The sequence below is a fragment of the Candidatus Poribacteria bacterium genome (genome assembly GCA_026706025.1).
Classification (GTDB): domain Bacteria; phylum Poribacteria; class WGA-4E; order WGA-4E; family WGA-3G; genus WGA-3G.
In genome coordinates this window covers 238,343-259,839 of sequence record JAPOZO010000063.1, presented here as the reverse complement: position 1 = coordinate 259,839, position 21,497 = coordinate 238,343, and the positions used below count along the sequence as shown (strand labels likewise).

Below are 21,497 nucleotides of genomic sequence, written 5' to 3'. Positions count from 1 at the left end.
CGCTGCTACCGCGCGATAATATCCTTCACTTTCTGTATAATAGCATCCGCACTAATACCGTGATGTTCCAAGAGTTCCTCGGGTTTTCCAGAACGTGGCACTCCCGTAACGGCGAGTTTGTGAACACAAATATCTTCAGTTGCAACAGCGTCCAATACAGCATCTCCTAAACCGCCTTCAGGATAATGATCTTCAACAGTGATTAAAGTGTTGTTTGTCTCGGCTGCCGCTGTTTTCAGTGCTTCCGCGTCAACGGGTTTGATGGAATAGAGGTCGATAACACGGATAGCAATACCTTCCGCTTCAAGTGCTTCGTATGCCTTCAACGCCTCATGAATGGTAACACCTGCGGCAACAACTGTTACCTTATCTGCGTTGCTTTGTTGAATAACCTTAGACCCACCGATAGGGAAATTTTCATCGGTATCATAGAGAATAGGCGTTTTGGGGCGCGAGGTTCGGAGGTAAACGATACCTTTATGTGCGGCAGCCTCGACGACAAGCCGTTCAGCACTGACAGCATCGCTCGGATAAAGCACAACTGCTCCTGGAATTGCCCGGAACATGGCTATGTCTTCTAAGCCCATCTGTGAGGGACCGTCTTCTCCGATTGAAACGCCACAATGTGAACCGGCATATTTAATATTTGCTTGTGAAATCGCAGACATCCGAATCTGATCGTAGGCACGCGATAAAAACGCAGCAAAGGTGGAAACAAACGGAATTTTCCCGCGCTTCGCTAAACCGATACCTGCCCCTACCAAGTTCTGCTCTGCGATGAACATCTCAAAGTAGCGGTTCGGATGAAGCACCATAAACTGTTCGGCATAGGTAGAATTTTTGGTATCTCCGTCTAAGGCAACAATATTAGGGTTTGCACTACCGAGTTTGGCGAGACCAACGCCGTATCCACCACGTGTAGCGACCTCTTCATCGGACGGATAGTCAGGCGGCTCACACTCGGTATCGATATTAAGATTTCCATCTGTATTGACAGCATCAGGTGATTCAATCTGAACAGGGACATCTAAATTTAATGGACCGAGTTCGGCTAATGCTTTGTCAAGTTCCTCACCTTTGGCAACAGCCTTCCCGTGCCAGTTATCTGCGTCTTCAAGGAATGAAACGCCCTTCCCTTTAAACGTCTTAGCGATTATCATCGTCGGTTTATCTGTTGAAGCTTTGGCTTGCGCGAGGGCAGGCAAGATTTCATCAAAATCATGGCCATCAATCCCGATGGTTTGCCATCCGAACGCCTCGAAACGCCGACAATAGGTGTCAACATCAAAGGCGTACATAGTGCGCTGACTCTGTCCAAATGCGTTGACATCCACAATTCCAATCAGATTATTAAGTTGGTAGTGCGATGCCAAAGCGGCGGCTTCCCAGACCCCACCTTCAGCGGTCTCGCCATCACCGAGAAGCACGTAAACGCGATAATCAGATTTGTCTAAGTATTTGCCGTTGAGTGCCATACCGAGTCCGAGCGATAACCCTTGTCCAAGGGACCCGGTTGCTACCTCTGTCCATTCAAACCGAGGTGTAGGGTGTCCTTCCAAGATGCTGTCGATTTGCCGTAGCGTCCGGAGTTTTTCGGTCGGAATGATCCCCGCTTCGGCATACGCAGCATAGAGTAAGGGTGCCGCATGCCCCTTGGATAAGATGAACCTATCGTTGTTAGGGTGCTGCGCGTCGTCACAGTCATAACGCATCGCGTGGAAAAAGAGAGCAGAGACGATATCCGCGGCTGAGAGACACGTGGTCGGATGTCCAGACCCTGCCTCCGAAGTGGAGATTATGGAGTGAATACGTAAGTTAGTTGCCTTTTGTTTGAGAATGTTCTTCAAGGTTTCCACAAATTCGCCAATCCTTTTTCTAAATATAGGTTTGCCCTTTAGCCATATAGAATCGCATCAGTACGTCCAAGTACCCGATGTTTAAGAATTTTTCTCGTTCAATTGATCCGCTCTTCGTTGTGCAGCTAATGAGAGATAATGTGCTTGGCAAGTTTTGACCAGATCCTCAAAAGTTCCAATAGCTTGCGGAAGGTCTTGTAACTTGACGTATGCTTCTGCTTGCCAGTACTTCGATTTTGCGACGATTTCGCTGGCATCGATGAGACTGTCCTCGGTACTTTGAACTTCGTATTCAATAGCCTCGTTAAATTTTTCGATTGCCCGTTGATAATCTTTCTCTTCATGGTAGGCTGTCCTCGCGTCCCTATAGGCAGCGTTAGTCTGTTCTTTGGGTCGGAAAAGTTGGACTTCCGGCTCCGTGGGAGCGAGTTCAAGTGGGGGCAGCTCTACTTCTAAATCATCTTTGCCTTCGTCGGGCAGTGCGTCTACTAACTCTACAGGTGGTTGTTCATAAGCATTAGCATCCGCAGCAGCATCTTCTTCCTTGGTATTATCTTCTTCGGCATTAGCCTCCACAACATCTTTTTCTTTCGTATCATCCTCCTCGGTATCATCTTCTTCGATATCATCTTCGTCTTCATCTGCCTCGTCTTCGTCCATTATTGTGCCTGCCGCTGCTTGACGAAAAGCCTGAGAGAGCGCGGTATCGGTATCGTCGTCATCATCTTCTTCCAGAAATGCCTCCTCCGGTGCCTCATCAAAATCATCGGTTTCGTCAAAATCATCGGTTTCGTCAAAATCATCTGCTTCGTCAAAGTTATCGGTTTCGTCAAAATCATCTGCTTCGTCATAACTAAATGTCATTTGTTCCTCCGTTTTCTGTTTTTATATTCCGGTAGGCTTGAGAACCAACCCCCCGCTTCGGCTATCCGATATATGCTGTAAAACGAGGGTTTAGCACTCACTCCAGCGTGGGTATGGGCGGGTATGGTATCCCGCCCTCTACGCCAATTTTAAAGTCGGTATACAGCACTATTTGCGTATAGGCTTATAAACGCCGCGTGAATATTTAAAGGTTCCTAATACTTGACCTTCACGTTTGCCCAAGTGGTCGTCATTTTATCAGCTGGGTCAACCGCCAGGACTGCAAATTCGAGACCCTTCTCATAAATTTGTTGAATGTCGGCTTCTTCCAAAGCGACACTGAAAATCGCGACCTCATCAACGGTGGCATCGGCGAAGCGTCCCGCACAACAAGTGTCGTTACCGATGTAAACTGGACCGCTATCCGGATCAAGCTGATTCTTAGTCAGATCCATATCACTCTCCATCTCACCATCAATATAGATGTACCACTCACCGGTGTCGCTATCATAAGTGGTCGTATACATGTGCCATTCGGTAATATCTTTGGGACCGACTTCACCATCGCGCCAACCACCGGGTTTATTCCAACATCCGCCGTTACAAATGGGCCATGAAACGTTCTTCGTTCCTTGGTTGGGATGGATAATATAGGCGTTACGTTTTTCAACCATCCAACCGTGCTGGTTCCAAGTATCGGTATGGCTTCTCACCCAGATCGTGACAGTTATTGCGTCTCTTGGGTTATCATGTTCCGGGATGACGACATGCGCACCAGAGCCATCAAGTTCAAGTCCGTCCCCAAACTTACCATCAACCCATTTTGGACCGTCCACCAATTCGCCATCTAAGCCATTTTCAGATGCATCGGTTGCGACTTTCCCGTTGCCTTCATCAAAGAGCCACATGCCGACAAGGGTATCTGGGTCAATTTCGGCTGAAGTAGTGGAAATGAACAGAATGCTAAAAGAAAAGAGGCTGAAACATGTAAGAGTTATACTCGAAAGCCAGAATTTCCGAGAAAAAAGAGATCTAAAATCCATTTTTACCTCCTGTTGGGTATTACAATTCAAGCACTTCTATACATAAGCGATTTATCCAAGTACGGCGACCACGTCCTAAGGCATAAAACGCTTAAAATACCAATATATTTATCATATCAGATTCGGAGGTATGTGTCAAGAGGAAAATGCAAAGGTATTCTGTTATCAGTTGTCAGCAATCAGCAATTGAGTCGCTTTTACAAGAAAGCACCTGCGATTGGAAAATCAAAATTATGGAAGAACTGCACGGTTCTGATAAATTACAAAAAACGTTGACAGCAAAGCAAGTTTCACCTACAATATCCTTATATATTTTTACATAAAGTGTAGGCAAATATGAAGGGAATAGGATTTATTTTTTTATTTTTAGGCGTTGGTATACTGCCCTTGTTTGGGCAGTCTGTAGCGTTAGGAAATCCGAAAAGTGATGATCTGCAATTACGCTCCGATTTCAGATATGGAAATTTCAAAAACGGCGTTCTCATTGCGCAGGGTTTAACAGAGCAAGCAGCAGATTTGCAGACGAAAACCGAGCCGGAGCATCCAACGGAAGAAGATAATTCAGCAGAGGACACTGAACTCTCAGGCACTGAATCAACTTTGGAACAGACGCCTAACACGCCGACCCAGCAAACCGAAGTTGTCAATTCAGAGAACAACGAAACCGCTGGAGAGACAGCCGTGCAGTGGGAAAAGACGCGGCGGGTGCTCAAAGTCGTTAACGACTATGAACTGGCAGCGAATGAGGTATTAACAAGCCTTATTATAATTGCGGGCGACGCGAGGTTAGAGGGGCGCGTCACCGAGAATGTGGTCGTCCTCGGCGGAAACGTTGAACTCGCACCCAGTGCCCAGGTGAAAGGGACACTTCATCTTATTGGTGGAGCGGTTACAGGAAACATAGAGAAAGTAGAAAATCTTCAGGTAAGTAATCGCTGGCAGATGATCCCCGCGGCAGTGAAACTTGTGATGCATCCGCGAACCTTCTGGGAAATCCGCAAAGAGATGGACCTTCGGTTGATGATCGTTAAGTTCGTCCTACTTCTCTTTATGTATCTCTTGGTCGTCGCGATATTTCCAAGACCGATAAACGCTGTCAGTGGGCTATTGACCCATCAACCGGTCAGCAGTATACTATTTAGTGCCTTGATGTTAGTTGTAATACCGCTGATTCTTTCGCTGCTGACGTTGTCAATTATTGGCGTTCCGTTTATGTTGTTGGGGTTATCCTTTTTACTGCCGTTAGCGATCTGTGGGAAAGCGGCGATCTTCCTTACGCTCGGCGGGACTCTCTTTTCAGGTCGATTGAAACCGCTTGCGGTAATTTTCGGTTATATCCTCTACTTTATGGCGACGGCACTGCCATATATTGATTGGATAACGTTTCTTGTTGTCAACACAGTTGGCATCGGAATCTGCCTACTGAGTGCTATCAGCATGATGAGATCACAAGACCGGCGGAGAAACACATCCCTGCTCCCCGGTAACGAATGGAGTCCGCGCTCAGAAAGGATGTAGTTCACATGCAATTAGCATCACCCCTTTTTCTAATTTTGCTTATTATAGTCCCTCTGCTGTTTATTGTTTCCCGATGGCTGCAGAAACGGACAATCACCCCGGTTGTACGTTTTTCTGACTTTAACCACGGCTTTGCAGCCAGCGTTCAGAAGATGCGACAGACCTTTTCGGTTAAAGTGTTACCCGCTCTGAGAATTCTGAGATTCATCATTCTCGCACTACTCATCGTTACGCTCGCCCGTCCGCAACTCTCTCAAAGTCACGCGTATAGATCAGCGGAGGGGATTGATATCCTCTTAGTTCTTGACATCTCGGAGAGTATGCGGGCAGAGGATTTTGAGGGCACCAATCGCATCCAAACTGCCAAATCGGTCATCAACAATTTTCTGGCACATCGTGAAAACGATCGCATCGGTTTGGTTGTTTTTGCTGGCGAGAGTTTTACGCTCTGTCCGCTCACATTAGATTACCCTGTATTGGCAGAATTGCTTAGCGATGTAAAACTTGGGCAGCTGGAAGATGGAACGGCTATCGGTGACGCACTCGCGACTGCCACACATCGGTTACGCGTTTCGCAATCGAAAACGAAGATTGTTATTCTCCTGACCGATGGTGAGAACAACGCTGGGAGTATTGCCCCTGAAACAGCAGCAGCCGTTGCGGAATCTTTCGGCATTAAGGTTTATACCATCGGCATGGGGAAAGAAGGCGGTGCGCGTATCCCGTACGCGGATACGACGTTCGGCAAACGGTACCGAGAGGTTTTAACCTATCTCGACGAGAAGACCCTAAAACTGATTGCCAGTACAACAGGTGGCAGTTATTTCCGCGCGACAGACGGACAATCGCTGAAACAGGTCTATACAGAAATTGACAGGTTTGAAAAGACGAAATTTGAAGTAGCCAACGCTATTGTTGAAAAAGAATTAGCAGGATATTTCCTGATACCCACAATGTTCCTGTTGGGAATGGAGATTCTATTGAGCAACACAGTCCTACGGAAAATACCATAATGGATAGGAGAAAAATGGAAAATATTATTGCATGTAACTTAGGCAGTTATCGACAGTTTGGTGCCAATGCATATACGCACTTGGCAGAAATCGGTTTGACGAATGTGGAGATCGGTGTGCCTTCGGCTGAATCTGTCGGCGAAGTTCAGTCAAATTTGAAAGCACACGGGCTCACCGCCACAAGCCTTTTAGGGCGTTGCGACGTTCAGTCTGAAACGGTTGTTTCCGACTTCCAGCCAACATTAGAGATTGCCGACAAGATGGGTGTGAAGGTAATATTTGTCAGCGCGCACGCTGGCGACGCAGACCGGAGTGCCGTATACGATCGACTCCGCGCTATCGGCGAGAACGCTGCACCCGCGGGGATTAAGGTGTGCCTGGAAACACACCCGGATTTGATACACAACGGCGACATCGCGCTTGAGACGATGCAAGCGGTTAACCACCCGAATATCTGTGTCAATTTCGATACAGGCAACGTCTATTATTACAACCATAATGTGACGGCTGTTGGCGAAGTCCAGAAGGTTATTCCACACGTCGGTGCGGTTCACCTTAAGGACACAAACGGCGGCTATCGCACGTGGCATTTTCCGACGCTCGGTGAAGGCGTGGTTGATTTTAAAGCGGTCTTTCAGACACTGAACGATGCCGGTTTCTACGGTCCTTTCACTATGGAATTAGAGGGTGTTGAAGGCGAAAACCTTGACGAAGCTGGCGCCAAAGCACGCGTGGCAGATTCGTTGCAACACCTAAAAGATATAGGGGTCATCTAATGGATACGAATCTTTGCGTTATTCGGCTCGGTGAAGGAGAACGGATCGGGGATACACTTGGGAAAGTTTTGGATACCCCAGATATGACGACGATTGGAGCTTTCGCTGTTTCGAAAGAAAACCCGACTGAGCTTCACTATCACGATTTCGATGAGTATTGGTATTTCACCGAAGGCACAACAACCGTGACGCTCCGAACGGCTGATGGTCAATCCGAATCCTATCGTATCGGTCCTGGGGATTTGGTCGTCACACCGAAAGGTGTTGAGCATGGACATACCCCAGACGATGTTGTTAAAGGGGTGCAGTGGGTGAGCGTGATTCATCCTGATGCCCGTCGCGGGCATTTGCACCGAGAATTCGCATCAGTATAAAAGTGTAGGCATATCCCGTTGTGCCGTGACACGGAATGTACAATATGAATACAGTAACCCTTACCAAACGCGAGATCAAACAGACACTTCTCAGCCACCAGAATACGCTGAGAACTTACGGTGTGAAACGGCTTGGACTTTTCGGATCCTATGTTAAAGACACTGCTCATAGCGAAAGCGACATTGATTTTCTTGTAGAACTTGAGGAAGTATCATTTGACCGGTATATGGAGCTCCGTATTTTTCTCGAAGATCTATTTCAGAAGAAGATTGACCTCGTCATCGCTGATTCGCTCAAACCACGTTTGCGACCACGCATCGAAAAGGAAATTGAGTATGTCGCAGGACTTTGACATCTATCTCGAGGATATATTAGAGGCGATAGATAGGATTCAAGAATATGTACAGGATATTACACGCGAGACCTTTGAAACGGATCGGATGCGGGTTGACGCGGTCATCCGAAACCTTGAAGTCATTGGTGAGGCTGTTAAACAGGTGCCTGATTCCGTTTGAGAAAAGTATCCAAGTGTTGCATGGCGCAAGATTGCTGGGTTGAGAGACATTCTCATTCACAAATATTTTGATGTCAACCTTGAAATTGTCTGGGGTGTGGTGCAATCAAATATTCCGATTTTGAAGACAGAAATCCAAGAGATTCTTAAGGAGAAAAGCGAATAATTCTATAGCACACGCTTACTAAGAAAGGCAAAATTATGTCAACACAAGCAAATCCGTTGTCAAGGCGGCGGTTAGGACGCACGGAATTAGAGGTCACATGCCTCGGTATGGGCGGTGCAGGTCTCGGCAGAGGCGATGTCACCGACGATGAAGCGGTCGAAGCGGTACACCGAGCGATTGATTTGGGAATCAATTATCTGGACACCGCACCACTCTACGGTGAGAGCGAAAGACGGGTAGGACTTGCACTCGCTGATGGGTGGCGTGAGAAAATTTATCTTGCCACGAAAACAGGCACACATCCTGAATGGCGCGGCGATTTTAGTGCCGCAGGCACGCGCCGTAGCGTCGAAAATAGCCTTCGGTTGCTGGGTACAGACTACCTCGATGTCTGCTTAGTACATGACCCAGATAGTATGGACCCTGTCGTCGCGAAAGGTGGTGCGTTGGATGAACTTCAGCGGATGCGCGAGGAAGGACTGATTAAGTTTATTGGACTTGGGGTCCGACAACACGAGTTCCACAAAATTGCCATAGAGACCGGTGTCGTTGATGTTATTCTAACGTATTTGGATTACACGCTCCTGAGTCAAACCGCAAACGAGTGGTTGATACCGCTTGCTGCTGAAAACGATATTGGCATTATTAACGGGAGTCCTATTGCGATGGGGTTGCTTTCCGGGATTGAGCCAGATGTATCAGCCAGCAACGCACACTTAGACACATCTGACGCTGAAAAAGCACATCAACTCTATCAGTGGGCAACTGAAAACAACCTGAACGTGCTGAACCTCGCCATTCAATTTTGTTTCCGCCAACCGAGGATTGCGATGAGCTTGACGGGTTCTAAGAATGCGACAGAAGTAGAGCAGAACTTTGCCGCCGCTACGACACCGGTTCCCAACGATGTGTGGAAACAATTACAGGCACTTTTGTAAGTAACAGGAAAGTCAGTTGTCGGTTAAGAAGTGTTCATCTAACAAAGGGTTACTCTTAAGATAGCGTCAAAACCTGTAGCCCGTAATGTAATGGAGGGCGGATTTAAGGAACGCACGCTACAGTCCTAATGTCCGTTATTCTTCCGCAAGGTATAATTAAAAAATGAAATTTCAGGGAAGAGTCGCATTGGTAACCGGCGGGAGCCGTGGAATTGGGAAGGCAACTGCGCTTAAAGTTGCAGGTGAAGGCGCGAGCGTTGCTGTTCACTATTCCCGCGCGATTGATAAAGCGGAAGCCGTCTGTGAAGAGATTCGCGGTTTAGGACAGGAAGCGATACCTGTTCAAGCCGATATCGCCGATAGAGATGCCGTGAACAGAATGGTGACAACCGTGGCGGAAAAACTCGGTTCAATCGAATTGTTAGTGAACAACGCCGGAGCTGTCGGTGATATGATGTTTGACGAGCTCACACCGGAACACTGGGATCGGATTGTCGCGATTAATCTGACAGGTCCCTTCAACGTGCTATGGGCAGTCAAACCGGGAATGATTGAGCGGCAATTTGGACGTATTGTTAATGTGTCGTCGATTGCTGCGTTGGCAGTCCGTCCGAATCAGCTGCCTTACGCGGCAGCGAAAGCCGGAGTTATCTCGTTGACGAAATCGTGCTGTGGTCCGCTTGCACCCCACAATATACGTATCAACTCGGTCGCGCCGGGTGCAATAGCGACAGACATGTTAGGCGAAGTCTCAACAGAAATGGTTGAGCAGCTGCGTTCAACAACACCGCTTGGTAGGCTCGGCGAACCGGAAGAGATGGCAGATGTGATCGCGTTCCTCTTAAGCGAGGAATCAAGTTATATGACAGGATCAACTGTTATTGCAAGTGGCGGACGTATCCTTATACCGTAACGGTAAGTTCCGTGTCACCAATTTCCAAATCAAAGGCGACAAACGTCTGCTTGGCTTCACAGAGAAATGTATCGCTCTGAAAATCGCGTCGGGAATGAACTTCGCGCAGGTCCCACCCGTTGACCTGAACATGACGTATCGGTGCATCAATAGCGAGTGTAAAGTTTGCTGTAGGGAATTGAGTAGAGAGGTTAATCTCTCGCGTAACCCCCCTACCCCCCTTCTCAGGGGGGCAAGAAGCATTTTGTTCCGAGACTGAGATATCAGTGAGTTCACGTGCCATCCAATAATGACCGATTTCTGAGGTTTTCATCCAAAGCGTTTTCGTGCCATCCGGATCATAATTGTCAAGTCTCGCCTTAACAGTCTTCAATATGTCAAACCCACATTTTTCACCGTTGAAATAGAACCCGGGCCAATGTCCGACCAGGACACACGGAAGTTCCTTTTCCAGAATTGGTGGCAAGCGACCGCCTTGCAAATCTTCCGTGATAAAGCGGTCAGCATCGCCTAAGTCGTAGCCTGTCCATCCACCGAACCAGTCGCCAGCACATGCGACAATACTGGCAATTGCGATTCCGTTCTCCTTCTCAACATACCAGATAGGCACATCAGGAAGTTCGTCGTGTTTGAGCCAGAGGAAATAGAAGGGTCGTGGGTTGTTATTGACATGTTGAGAGGCAGTTAGCACGGCTTTGGCATACGCTGCCTCTTGGCGTTTTCCGAAGGCACCCGGGCTGGTCACGCCTTCACACGGAATGCCGACATTATCAAGCATTTCCATCGCTGTGATGATATAGTCTGTGAGCCTATTATCAACAGGCGGATCTACCCATTCGACCTGTTCCCACGCCTCGGTGAGCGTGAATGTGTCCAGATCAACGACAGTCGTATGCGTGAGCATCTCCGGTGTCAAATCGAAACTGGGCCAGATAAGTTCTCGGTAAACTCGCAGCCATGCCTGATATTCCAACGCCGAAAAATCGGGAAACCCCTCATCAACGCGCCCAATTCCAGCGGGATAAGGAATAAGGCTGAATTTACCTTTCACACCGTTCTCCCAACACCATTCTGCCCATTCTGCTGCGAAATCTGCGGGGATTGTTGGCGGTATTTTTTTCAGTTGAGAGGCGTTTCCCTCCCAACGGTCAGGTGGCACACCGGGCTGATGCCGTGCTTTCCATGCGTGTCGCTGCTGTATCCAATAATAGGTAAGATTGATGACCGGACACGAATCGTCAACGATAAGAGAGAGAGGGGTTCTTAACAGGGGGTTGCAGATAGTAGTGTTCATAATTCGTGTTCTCTGTCGGGATGGTTGGGATCAAACTTTTAAAGGCAGGTGCGATAGTTAAATTTCCTTGAGACAACTTCTGATGTAAGGCACATCATCTGCCCACAATCCTTCAACGCCGTTTTTGATTGCCCAAGCAACATCCTTTGCCGTCTGAATGAACCCGGCTTCCACAACAATCCCATTTTTCCGAAGTTGCTTGAGCTGCCGCGTAACAGTGGGTACGAAAGTATTATAGAGTTTAAAGTGGTTAATCCGGCTCCACCCTAAGATCATGCGGTCTGCATCAATTGCGGCGGCTGCTTTGAGGAAATTCGCCATCGGATTGATGAGTATTGCGCTCGTCCCTAACCTCGGTTCTAAATGTTTGGCATCAACAAGTAGCTGCTTCCGGAGGTAAAAAGTGAGGATACTGGTGAGATGGACGACCTCGAAGTTGCGTACGCGTTGGACAATGATAGGGAGCAGTTCTGGCGTGTCCGCCTTCGGCTCAATGAAGCACGGCATCTGGTTTTCCCGTGTAAATCGGAGAGCATCATCAAGGTGTGCAACCGGCTCATCCGAGTCTACCGCTGTTAATTGTTGAACATCTTTCCAGTTCAGTTCACTGAGCGGCGTTGTACATCCTGTAGCTTTCCGTATATCATTTCGGTTGAAGTCGACATGGATCAACACAGGTTGTTTATCCTGCGTAAGACAGACATCGTACTCATATCCATCGGCACCGTCTGCCAACGCTTGCTTAAAGGAAGCGAGGGTGTTTTCAGGGGCACGCCCCATGCCCCCGCGATGTGCTAAGAGTTCAATCTTCATAGGTTAAGCCTAACTTCTTTCCGTGGGCTTCAACTTACTCTGTGTGCGCAGAATAGGTATCCGAGTAACTCAATTCTTCTTATGCCACATCCGCTCAAAGTTATCCTGCGGCGTAAACCCTAAGATACGTTTCGTTTTGATATTCGAGAACTGCTGATGCGGCAGGTCTGCGAAGATATTGAAAATTTCACAACGTGAAGGGAGGTCTTCCAGATCAATCTCCAAACCGAGCCGGAACGCTTCACCTGCATCCCGCCAACTGACAGAAAACGGGTTGAGATCGGTGCCTTCCGCTTGGTCTTCGTGTTCCCGGAAACTGAGAAACAGATAACAGAGAACATAGATGTCGTAATGCTCAGTGAAGACCTTACAGATTTCCTGTCCTAATCCTTTCGTCAACGGATAGAGTCCGGTGCTTGTGTGAGGTGGAACATCCGGATTAATTTCATAATCGTAGGTCGTATAATCATCACCTTGAATGGTGAAATGTGGGCCGGTGTTGATGACGCGGCGGATCCCGTGCTCAACAGCGGCGCGCATTGTATTATAACACCCACGCGTGCTGACATCAAAAGCCAGTTGTCCGTCGTGTCGGAGCACGGAGCAGTTGAGAATTGCGTCCATTCCTTCAGTGGCGCGCATGACCTGATCCAACGAACCGACATCAATATGCATCGATTCATGCTTCGTTTCAATGTCGTTGATGTCCGTAACGCGCAAAGTATAATAAGGCTCCAACGCTTTGACGACATGTGGTCCGAGATAACCGTTACCGCCTAAAATGAGAACCTTCATGCTACGCCTCCTTTGTCTGTGATGGTACGAATTGCGGATCGAAGTTTAGATGTCCCTTGGCTTTCCCAATCGAGAATCGGGAACCCGGAAACTCTGATTGGACATGAAAAATTCGCCACGGCGACGAAGATCCAAGCGCGCCTTGGAAAGCAGCGACTGCATCATTCATTTCAAGCCACATCGAGTCATATTCGGTGGTTGCTACGGCATCAACTGTGATGAGATTGCCGAGGCGGAGGCATGTCACGTCGATTTTACCCTCGCGACCGAATTCTCTGCACGTGAACTCACCGAGATGTTTTGAAAGCACAAAACTATCGACTGACGGACGCGGTCGCCAACTCTCTGTGACGGTCCAGTCTTCACCGTGTTGCTCGAAAAGGCGGAGTGTGCTTGCGTAAATAGCATGTTTCACACCTTCCGCCGACGCTGCCATCAATAGATTATAGGTGCAGCGCGTCTGGTAGTCGATAGCGTAATTGTCCGATTGATCGGCTTCAGCGAGGAGATCGTGCGGGACTTCGGCGATGTGTATAATAGCATCCATGCCGCGGACAAGTTCGTTGGTCGATTCGTCGTGCCCAAGTTCGCTTTGCACGAATGTGCCTTCAACATTTTCAACAGAATATAATTCCGTTAAGCGGAGCGTATGTTCTTCTTTCAATACGCCTGCTATATTGCGCGCCAGTTCGGAACCGGCGGAGGTAATCAAAATATTCATAATTTTTATTTTTTTAATTATTAGGTTTCTGCTCCGATTTTTCCGATGTCAAAATCGGGTTTCCGATGCGGACATACAACATCGGGTGTTAAAAGGTTTAAGGACCTATCGGTGCAGGACAAAAATCATCTGTGAACTGCGTCTACAAAGCATCCTGAATCTTTGCTGCAATATTGTTGATTTCATCCATATCACCCTCGCTCGGTCGCCACGGTAACCGAAGCGGATCGCCTTCCCATCGCGGAATTAGGTGCAGATGGAAATGGAAAACAGTTTGAAATCCTGCAGCTTCATTCGATTGAAACAGATTAAGCCCATCAGGGGTTAATGCTACCCGAATCGCGTTTGCGATCGGAATCGCGGCTTGCATAATTTTAGTGCCGACCTCTACGGGCATATCAAAGATATTTCGATAGTGCTGCTTCGGTATCACGAGGGTATGCCCTGGGTTTGCAGGGGCAATATCCATAAACGCGAAGACATGTTCATCTTCATATACTTTGGCTGCCGGAATCTCACCAGCAACAATCGCACAAAAGATACAATCCATTATTTTAATTATTCCTTGCGGTTAAACAATGTGGGTTTGAATTTTGACATGCCCCTTTTTTATATCCGCTCTCCATTTTGCAGCGTCCTTGAAGAAACCCCCAAGCAAAAACCCCATAAGCGATCTGCTTCATTACGAGCTACGCATTTTGAATTAAGGGAAAACAGAAGAGTCTCAAAGAACGGTTTTTTTTATTATTTTAGCAAATTTGGCATAGAAAATCAATTGGAAACTTGTCTTAAAAAAATAGAAATGTGGTATACTGACACGTCAGGACTCCCTTAACCCAAAAACGTCGAAAAACAATAGCAAAGGAACCTCAAAGTGATTACACGTATATTGTATGCAACGGTTGTGGTCATAATCCTACTCACCACTGCAACAACATCGCCCACCCAAACGACCGAGGAGATCGCTGAGAATGCATTAGCCGCTACGGTTTACTTAGAGATGCAGGATAGTACCGGTTTAACGCTCGGTATTGGTAGCGGTTTTTTTGTCCGTCCAGACTTGATTGCGACCAATTTCCACGTCATCCAAGGTGCTGCACGAGGCACCGCAAAATTGGTCAGCAAACATACCAAATACACGATTGAAGGTATCACAGCCACAGACGAGGACAACGACCTCGTGTTGCTAAAGGTTATTGCTGAGGGTATCCAACCTTTGTCGCTCGGTGATAGCGATGCAATTAGGATTGGTGCAGAAGTGTACGTCGTTGGTAACCCGAAGGGTATGGAAGGGACATTCTCTGATGGTATCATCAGCAGCATTCGGAGGGAGAACGCTCAGACCCGTTTCCAAATGACAGCACCAATTTCTCCGGGAAGCAGTGGGGGCCCCGTATTAAATCGTAAAGGTGAGGTTATTGGTGTGTCTGTTTCTGCTCACCAAGACCTGGATGCACAGAATATTAATTTTGCGATTCCTGTGAACAAACTCAAGCTCCTGCTCACGCGCGCAGAAACAGCCAAACCTCTAACGCAAGGCAGTAAATCTATACCTACAAAGACATATTTCAATTCGGGAAATAAGAAACTCAATTTAGGGGACTATGCAGGTGCTATCGCCGATTACACTCAGGTTCTTCGCTTAAAACCAGATTCTGCATCAGCCTATTACAATCGAGGCATCGCTAAGAAGGAACTAGGGCAATATAGTGCCGCGATTGCCGACTATACAGAAACTATACGACTAAAACCTGACCACGCCTCAGCCTATTACAACCGAGGTATTGCCAAACGTAAACTGGAACAATATGATGCCGCGATTGCCGACTATACAGAAACTATTCGCCTAAAACCGGATCACGCTTCAGCATACTACAATCGAGGTATCGCAAATAGTAAATTAGGAAAATACTTCGCCGAAATCGCTGATTATGATATGACAATCCGATTAAAACCTGATCACGTCAAAGCCTATCACAATCGAGGCGTCGCTAAGGCAACCCTAAAGCAGCACAGTGCCGCCATAGCAGATTACGATACAGCTATCCAGCTCGATCCAGATGATGCTTCCGCATACTACAATCGGGGAGTTGCCAGGGCAAATCTGGAAAAATATAAAACCGCTATGACAGATTTCGATATTGCAATAAGACTAAAACCTGATTACGCCAAAGCCTACCATGGTAGGGGACTCATGAAAGCGTCGTTAGGACGCACCTCAGAAGCGAAACAGGATTATCAAACTGCTTTGAAATTAGCGAAAGAGGCAGGCAACAAAAGTCTCATAGAAACCATCAATCGATTGCTTAAAGACTCTAACTAACGAGAGATGAACTCGGAAAAGAATAGGTGGGTATAGAGCCACGTCCTTACACGAATCGTTCCTTCCTTAAGGTAGATTCCTTATCTAATGAAGACAACAAATTTGTTCGGCATTCACGGAACAGCAACCCCAGAAACAGAACCTGCCATCTTCACTTGCGCGCAGATTACAACGCAGCGACTTCTTGGGTATTTTTTAATAATTTATGGCATATGCCACAGCATTCCGCGTTTGTTCTGATTTATTTCTTATTTTCGTTTTGGAAGGGCATTGATAGCATACCATAGCAGCGTTGCAAGCGTGCGGTGTCCTTGATTTCTCGACCGCGAGCGTCTATAGTGATTACTACCATACCGACATCCCATGGCATTATAGAGTGTAGTTTTTTTTACATTTACCAGTTTTAAGGCTTTCAAAGCCGCTAATTTTGGCATTTCCCAATCCTCCAAATGCTCCAATTTGTACAATTAACCAATTAACGCAAAAAGATAGACATCGGGTACAAACAGTTCCATAGAACCTGATAAAATGTGGTGTTTACTATCCTTTTCTACTACTTGCTTCAATACAAATTATATTAGAAGACGCATACCAACAGAAAAGGTTTAGACAATATCACACTATTATAGTTTTATCAGCGTTATTTCGGCTAACGATACGCTTTAAATCCAGCCTCCACTCGGCGTTTATGATAGAGGTTTAACGTGTCGCCCTCAATTCTTGCAGTCACCCGTCTGCCATCGCTGAATGTCACCTGAAATTGTGTATCAGAATCCTGTAAGATTTCTTCTGTTTTCGGCAACGGGATGTCCTTCTGTTTTGCCCACGCTTGAATCAGTTTTGTGAGAGAATCTGCATCGCTCGGTGGGGATGCTGTTAACTCGATGCTGAAAACTGGCATGCTCTTATTGACGTAGTTAAACCAACGTGCGGTCCGAAGGAACGGTACGAGTGCCTGCAACGCCTCGGTAGTGCCAATTCGGCTTAACGCCTCCGAAGAGAATCCACGTACATAAGCAGACTCGCTCATCAAAGCCTCTCCTAACGCGGGAACAGCTTCTCCTGCATCGGGCCCAATACGGGTTAACGCTTGCGCCGCAAAAAACGCTAAATCTGTGTCTTCACGATCCGCCAGAACCCTCACTAACGCGGGAACTGTTTTCGACGTTGGCACCTTAATCATACCCAATGCCGAGATTGTATGCCGACGCACCTCCTCCGATTCATCCGTCAACAATGCAACAAGCGCGTCAACCGACGCTGCTGCGACAGGTCCCATCTCACCCAACGCATACGCCGCAGAAGCACGGACGTTTTCGCGTTCGTCCTTCAACGCAGATACGAGCGCAGATACAGCGGGGACACCAACCGCAGCAAGTCCGTGTGCTGCGTCACAGATATGGAGAATCGGTTCCATCTCAAACGCCTCTTTTTCTTCATCAAGCGCGTCAGCAAGAGACTCAACAGCCGGTTTCCCGATTGCACCGAGGGCATAAATAGCGTTTCGCCGTACCGGTTCATAACTATCTTCAAGGGCATCAATGAGTGCGGGGACCGCCTCGGCAGCAGCTTCACGCATGAAACCTAAGGTGTTGGCAGCTTCCATACGCGCCCTTGTGTCGTCTGCTCTCAGTGCTGTAACTGCCGATTCTATATCCAGCGCGGCAGATAGAGGCTCGGTTTCATAGAGATCTGCTTTGCCGGACATCCAGTTCCAGATATATGTCCAGAGGATTTCGGCATCATAAGGGACATGGTTGACTTCCGGCGGTTGCCAAATATCGGTCTCGCTGTTCCATGAAGGTGCTGTGGGTTGCTCCGTACGCATAAAGACAAATTTCATGCCGTAGCGACTTAGGGAGACATAGTTTTGAAGAAACGAATGCACCATATCGAAGTGCATAATCCAGACAGTGCCAAGTTCACCAGACATTGGCACGAGGTTTCGATTCAGGAAATTCTCTGAGAGCCGTCGCGTCCCGTTTCCACCTTCGACGTGGGGTTCGTGCCGTTGACGTTCGCCATCAAGCATGAATTCTCGGATGTATTGCGTTCCGGGTATGATACAAGTCGGTCCCTGCTCAGCGAGACAGGGTTGTGGATAATAGAACAGGATTGCCCAACGCGGCGTTCGGTGACGAGGTCGTTTTCCACCGGCGTGTCCGTCTTTGTGAAGCGGCATCATCAACCGTTCTTCGCTGTTCTCTTTTCCGCTCGGTTTACTTCCCGTAAAATTGGGGTGGCAGTGCCGATGCGGATGCATGACATATCCGTTACCCAAAATACTGGTAAGCGCGCCGCGCACCTCTGGGGACTCCAAGACGACTTGAAGTTCCGGAACTAACGGTAAAATGTTATTGAGCGGGTTGTGTTGCCGATCGCCTCGAAAATCTATCGCGCCAGCGAAAAGTTCATCCGTCTTGTGATAGATGGTTTCATGGATGTGTGTCGGCACATCAGCGGTGACGTTGACGTACCCGTTGACAATAAAATGGCGAATTTGCTCGTCGTTTAAAAGATGTTGTTTCACTGTTGTCACACTACCTCCTGCTTTTTAGTACCATACCGCTTTATTGACGACGTTTTTCAACGGCTCGCCTTCAGCGAATCGACGCGCGTTTTCCAAGAAAAGTTCAAACCGCCGTGCTTCAATATTCTCCGCATCTTTGACAGCAATATGTGGCGTTATTAACACATTCGACAATTGCCACAATGGACTTTCGACAGGCAACGGTTCAACTTCAAAGACATCCAAACCGCACCCGGCAATGATACCCTCTTCAAGTGCCGAAACGAGGTCAGCGAGTTTCGTCGTCTTGCCGCGCCCGATATTGATGAAGTAAGCGGTGTTTTTCATCAGGGCAAACCGCTCCTTGTGCCACATGCCCTCAGTTTCGGGTGTGTGCGGTGTCGTGGTGATCACAAAGTCGGCAAGCGGAAGGAGTGTGTCCAGTTCAGCAGGTTCGTGTTTCTCCACAAAATGGACTTCATACTCCCAGCGCGCGTCAACACCGATTACTTTCATCCCGAATTCATTACAGAGGCGTGCGGTCTCATGCCCGATACCGCCAACACCGACAATTAGTGCTACCGCTTGTGCGAGATCAATGTATCCACTTTTGCGGGCATCTTTGCTCCAGACCCCTTCACGTTGTGCGTCCATATAATACGGCAATCCACGCGAAAGCGCAAGCACGAACATCATGATATGCTGTGCGATATGGTCGTTGTAGATACCGCGCGGGTTACAGACGACGACCGGATGGTCAATGAGTGCTGGATAGTAGTAGCCGGGGAAGGGACCTGCGGCAGGGTTCTGTAGCCATCGGAGGCTTTTCGCCAACGGCAGTTGTTCAGGCGACACCCAACCGTAGACTGCATCTGCATCTGGGAGGTGTCTCGCGACTGCTTCATCTGTCTCTGGCAAGACGACGGTGTATACGGGTAATTCGTTGTGAAGACGTTCAGCCCATTCGTGTGATTCCGCGTTCTGCGGCGGCGTGATTATGAGTTTAGGCACGAGTAGTCTGTTCCTCTCTTTTTATCCCTATTTTAGCAGAGTAACATCAGAAAATCAAGGTTTTTCGGACCCTACAGGATTTAGGGTGGCAGAACAGACTGTGATTCTGGATGGGTACAGCGCGGTGTCAACGTCTCTAATTCTTTCAATTTTTCATTTGACATTTAAAACAAAAAATATGGTATAATTTAACCTGTAGATCGCTGTAGAGAAATAGCGTAGGACGAGCTGCACGTATTCATGATCGGAAACTAATTTGCTTGTTACTTAACCCAACTAATGATGAGTCCGATGAGGCTTCCAATACCAACAACAATACTAATAGCAATGGCAAGGTTCGCGCGGTGCGTTGACGATGATTCAGAACGCCCTTCCATTTTTCCCTTTATCCAACTTACGTCCTGCTCAAGTGAACCCAGGCGAGTATCCACGCGCTCCATCCAATTTAAAACGAGCTTTTGAAATTCTTGATTGTCCATGTGTGACTCCCTTAGTATTAAAAGACTAAAACGAACTTCATCAGAATTTTAGCACAATTCCAGAGAAATGTCAAATTCTTCCTGAGTGTATGAGTGAAAGGTGTGATTTATGGAAACGCCACTCAAAATCAATTTTGACAAAGGCACCCTCATCCTACAGAACGTCCCAGAGGCACTTGAATCGCAGCTGCCGGACATCCGTTGGGACGAACGCACCCTCACCTTCCGAGCACCCGCCTACCGCTATCGGAAACTTGTCTCGCAATTGCGCGCACACGATGTCCCGTATCAAGATACAGCACGGCAATTCACAATAGAATCCTTCACGCACCAAAAAGCGGTTTCACCTTATCCTTATCAGACCGAGGCGATTGATGCATGGCACGCCAACGGCAAACGCGGTGTTGTAAGCCTCCCTACGGGTGCAGGTAAAACCTTCATTGCAATTTTACTTATCGCCGATACGCAACGTCCGACACTCGTGCATGTGCCGACAATCGATCTCATGCACCAGTGGTACACGGTGTTGACGGACCACTTCGGACAAGAGATCGGACTTTATGGTGGCGGTCAGCACGAATTGCGAGATATTACGGTGACGACTTATCAATCGGCTGTTATGCACGCACCGCATTACGGCAACCGGTTCGGTTTCGCCATTTTCGACGAATGCCACCACCTGCCGGGGGAACAGTACCAATATGCCGCAATCAGTAGCATTGCACCGTTTCGGTTAGGGTTAACAGCCACACCTGAACGCGTTGATGGAAAAGAGAGCCGACTCTATGCGCTCGTCGGCGAGTGTTGTTATGAGGCAAAAGTGCAGGAACTCTCTGGGAAAACACTCTCCGAGTATCGCGTTGTGACCATCGCGGTTGAGATGGAAGACACGGAACGGATCCGGTACGAGGAAGCGCGCAGCACTTACTTAAGTTTCCTCAAACAGTCGAGAATCAATATGGGTACGCCACGCGGCTGGCATACATTTCTCTGGAAAGCCTCACAATCCGATGAAGGCCGCGCCGCCTTCAAAGCATATCTCACCCAAAAACAGATCAGTTTCGCCTCCACGACAAAACAGGAATGGGTGTGGAAATTGATACAGAGACATCGCGGCGATCGGATTCTTATTTTTACACAGGATAACGACACAGCCTATCAACTCGGCACGCGCTTCTTCCTCCCGGTGCTAACACATCAGACGAAACTCAAAGAGCGGAACGCCTTTTTGAACGGATTTCGCGACGGCACCTATTCCATCCTCGTCACCTCAAAAGTGCTAAACGAGGGGGTAGATGTGCCGGAGGCGAATGTCGCCATCATCGTCTCTGGGAGCGGGAGTGTACGAGAACATGTGCAGCGGCTCGGACGTATCCTCCGCAAACGCGAGGGCAAACAGGCAGTACTTTACGAACTCATCTCTAAACAGACCAGTGAACACTTTGTCAACAAGCGACGAAGACAACACGACGCCTATCAGACACTTTAAAAATTCGTATAGTCTAAAATCGCGTCGCTCGTAATGAAGCAGATCGCTTATGGGGTTTTTGCTTGGGTATTTCTGTAGATTTCTTCA

Annotated in this window: 21 protein-coding genes and 1 pseudogene; 10 read left to right on the top strand and 12 right to left on the bottom strand. The window is 47.9% G+C overall.

Features of this window, described 5'->3' with window-relative positions:
- Window positions 1-5 precede the first annotated feature (5 nt).
- From OXH00_15975 to OXH00_15965, 3 genes are all read right to left on the bottom strand, one after another.
- Window positions 6-1,856: a transketolase gene (locus OXH00_15975; GenBank protein ID MCY3742513.1), complete on the bottom strand. Its 1,851-nt coding sequence runs from the start codon at window positions 1,854-1,856 to the stop codon at window positions 6-8.
- 81 nt (window positions 1,857-1,937) lie between these two features.
- Window positions 1,938-2,720, bottom strand: coding sequence for a hypothetical protein (locus OXH00_15970; GenBank protein ID MCY3742512.1), 783 nt, complete (start codon window positions 2,718-2,720; stop codon window positions 1,938-1,940).
- A gap of 215 nt (window positions 2,721-2,935) precedes the next feature.
- Entirely contained in the window at window positions 2,936-3,763 is an 828-nt protein-coding gene (locus OXH00_15965; protein MCY3742511.1) for a LamG domain-containing protein, read from the bottom strand.
- Window positions 3,764-4,099: 336 nt separating this feature from the next.
- On the opposite strand from OXH00_15965, the gene OXH00_15960 reads away from it, so the two are divergent.
- The 8 genes and pseudogenes from OXH00_15960 (at window position 4,100) to OXH00_15925 (ending at window position 9,976) form a co-directional block, all read left to right on the top strand.
- Window positions 4,100-5,281 carry a polymer-forming cytoskeletal protein gene (locus OXH00_15960; GenBank protein MCY3742510.1) on the top strand — a complete coding sequence of 394 codons (1,182 nt, stop codon included), beginning with the start codon at window positions 4,100-4,102 and terminating at the stop codon, window positions 5,279-5,281.
- A 5-nt stretch (window positions 5,282-5,286) separates the two neighbouring features.
- Window positions 5,287-6,294 (top strand): VWA domain-containing protein, encoded by a 1,008-nt coding sequence (locus tag OXH00_15955; protein MCY3742509.1) that lies wholly within the window; start codon window positions 5,287-5,289, stop codon window positions 6,292-6,294.
- 14 nt (window positions 6,295-6,308) lie between these two features.
- On the top strand, window positions 6,309-7,070 hold the full coding sequence (locus OXH00_15950) for a sugar phosphate isomerase/epimerase (protein ID MCY3742508.1): 762 nt from the start codon (window positions 6,309-6,311) through the stop codon (window positions 7,068-7,070).
- Entirely contained in the window at window positions 7,070-7,444 is a 375-nt protein-coding gene (locus OXH00_15945) for a cupin domain-containing protein (protein ID MCY3742507.1), read from the top strand. The genes OXH00_15950 and OXH00_15945 overlap by 1 nt, the downstream gene beginning before the upstream one ends.
- Before the next feature lie 44 nt (window positions 7,445-7,488).
- Window positions 7,489-7,797 (top strand): nucleotidyltransferase family protein, encoded by a 309-nt coding sequence (locus OXH00_15940; GenBank protein ID MCY3742506.1) that lies wholly within the window; start codon window positions 7,489-7,491, stop codon window positions 7,795-7,797.
- Window positions 7,781-8,125 (top strand): annotated as a pseudogene (locus OXH00_15935) (DUF86 domain-containing protein). Before OXH00_15940 ends, OXH00_15935 begins: the two are co-directional and overlap by 17 nt.
- Before the next feature lie 35 nt (window positions 8,126-8,160).
- Window positions 8,161-9,063 carry an aldo/keto reductase gene (locus OXH00_15930; GenBank protein ID MCY3742505.1) on the top strand — a complete coding sequence of 301 codons (903 nt, stop codon included), beginning with the start codon at window positions 8,161-8,163 and terminating at the stop codon, window positions 9,061-9,063.
- Between the two features lie 163 nt (window positions 9,064-9,226).
- Window positions 9,227-9,976 carry an SDR family NAD(P)-dependent oxidoreductase gene (locus tag OXH00_15925; GenBank protein ID MCY3742504.1) on the top strand — a complete coding sequence of 250 codons (750 nt, stop codon included), beginning with the start codon at window positions 9,227-9,229 and terminating at the stop codon, window positions 9,974-9,976.
- Here the strand turns inward: OXH00_15925 and OXH00_15920 are convergent.
- The 5 genes from OXH00_15920 to OXH00_15900 form a co-directional block, all read right to left on the bottom strand.
- Entirely contained in the window at window positions 9,966-11,270 is a 1,305-nt protein-coding gene (locus tag OXH00_15920) for a hypothetical protein (protein MCY3742503.1), read from the bottom strand. The genes OXH00_15925 and OXH00_15920 overlap by 11 nt on opposite strands.
- 57 nt (window positions 11,271-11,327) lie before the next feature.
- Window positions 11,328-12,083 (bottom strand): glycerophosphodiester phosphodiesterase, encoded by a 756-nt coding sequence (locus OXH00_15915; GenBank protein ID MCY3742502.1) that lies wholly within the window; start codon window positions 12,081-12,083, stop codon window positions 11,328-11,330.
- A gap of 69 nt (window positions 12,084-12,152) precedes the next feature.
- On the bottom strand, window positions 12,153-12,878 hold the full coding sequence (locus tag OXH00_15910) for an NAD(P)-dependent oxidoreductase (GenBank protein ID MCY3742501.1): 726 nt from the start codon (window positions 12,876-12,878) through the stop codon (window positions 12,153-12,155).
- A 1-nt stretch (window position 12,879) separates the two neighbouring features.
- Window positions 12,880-13,599 (bottom strand): NAD(P)-dependent oxidoreductase, encoded by a 720-nt coding sequence (locus tag OXH00_15905; GenBank protein ID MCY3742500.1) that lies wholly within the window; start codon window positions 13,597-13,599, stop codon window positions 12,880-12,882.
- Window positions 13,600-13,741: 142 nt separating this feature from the next.
- Window positions 13,742-14,149: an HIT family protein gene (locus OXH00_15900; GenBank protein MCY3742499.1), complete on the bottom strand. Its 408-nt coding sequence runs from the start codon at window positions 14,147-14,149 to the stop codon at window positions 13,742-13,744.
- A 324-nt stretch (window positions 14,150-14,473) separates the two neighbouring features.
- Here OXH00_15900 and OXH00_15895 point away from each other — a divergent pair, with 324 nt between their 5' ends.
- The gene (locus OXH00_15895; GenBank protein MCY3742498.1) at window positions 14,474-15,922 is read left to right on the top strand and encodes a tetratricopeptide repeat protein; all 1,449 of its coding nucleotides are present in this window, start codon (window positions 14,474-14,476) and stop codon (window positions 15,920-15,922) included.
- 248 nt (window positions 15,923-16,170) lie between these two features.
- On the opposite strand, the gene OXH00_15890 is transcribed toward OXH00_15895, so the two are convergent.
- The 4 genes from OXH00_15890 to OXH00_15875 all read right to left on the bottom strand — a co-directional run bounded on the left by OXH00_15890 (window position 16,171) and on the right by OXH00_15875 (window position 19,921).
- The gene (locus OXH00_15890; GenBank protein ID MCY3742497.1) at window positions 16,171-16,356 is read right to left on the bottom strand and encodes a hypothetical protein; all 186 of its coding nucleotides are present in this window, start codon (window positions 16,354-16,356) and stop codon (window positions 16,171-16,173) included.
- Between the two features lie 215 nt (window positions 16,357-16,571).
- The gene (locus OXH00_15885; protein ID MCY3742496.1) at window positions 16,572-18,452 is read right to left on the bottom strand and encodes a HEAT repeat domain-containing protein; all 1,881 of its coding nucleotides are present in this window, start codon (window positions 18,450-18,452) and stop codon (window positions 16,572-16,574) included.
- A gap of 24 nt (window positions 18,453-18,476) precedes the next feature.
- Complete coding sequence (locus OXH00_15880; GenBank protein ID MCY3742495.1) at window positions 18,477-19,442, bottom strand: D-2-hydroxyacid dehydrogenase; 966 nt, start codon at window positions 19,440-19,442, stop codon at window positions 18,477-18,479.
- A gap of 263 nt (window positions 19,443-19,705) precedes the next feature.
- Entirely contained in the window at window positions 19,706-19,921 is a 216-nt protein-coding gene (locus OXH00_15875) for a hypothetical protein (protein MCY3742494.1), read from the bottom strand.
- Between the two features lie 109 nt (window positions 19,922-20,030).
- Between OXH00_15875 and OXH00_15870 the strand changes: the two genes are divergently transcribed.
- On the top strand, window positions 20,031-21,410 hold the full coding sequence (locus OXH00_15870) for a DEAD/DEAH box helicase family protein (GenBank protein MCY3742493.1): 1,380 nt from the start codon (window positions 20,031-20,033) through the stop codon (window positions 21,408-21,410).
- The last annotated feature ends 87 nt before the right edge of the window (window positions 21,411-21,497 follow it).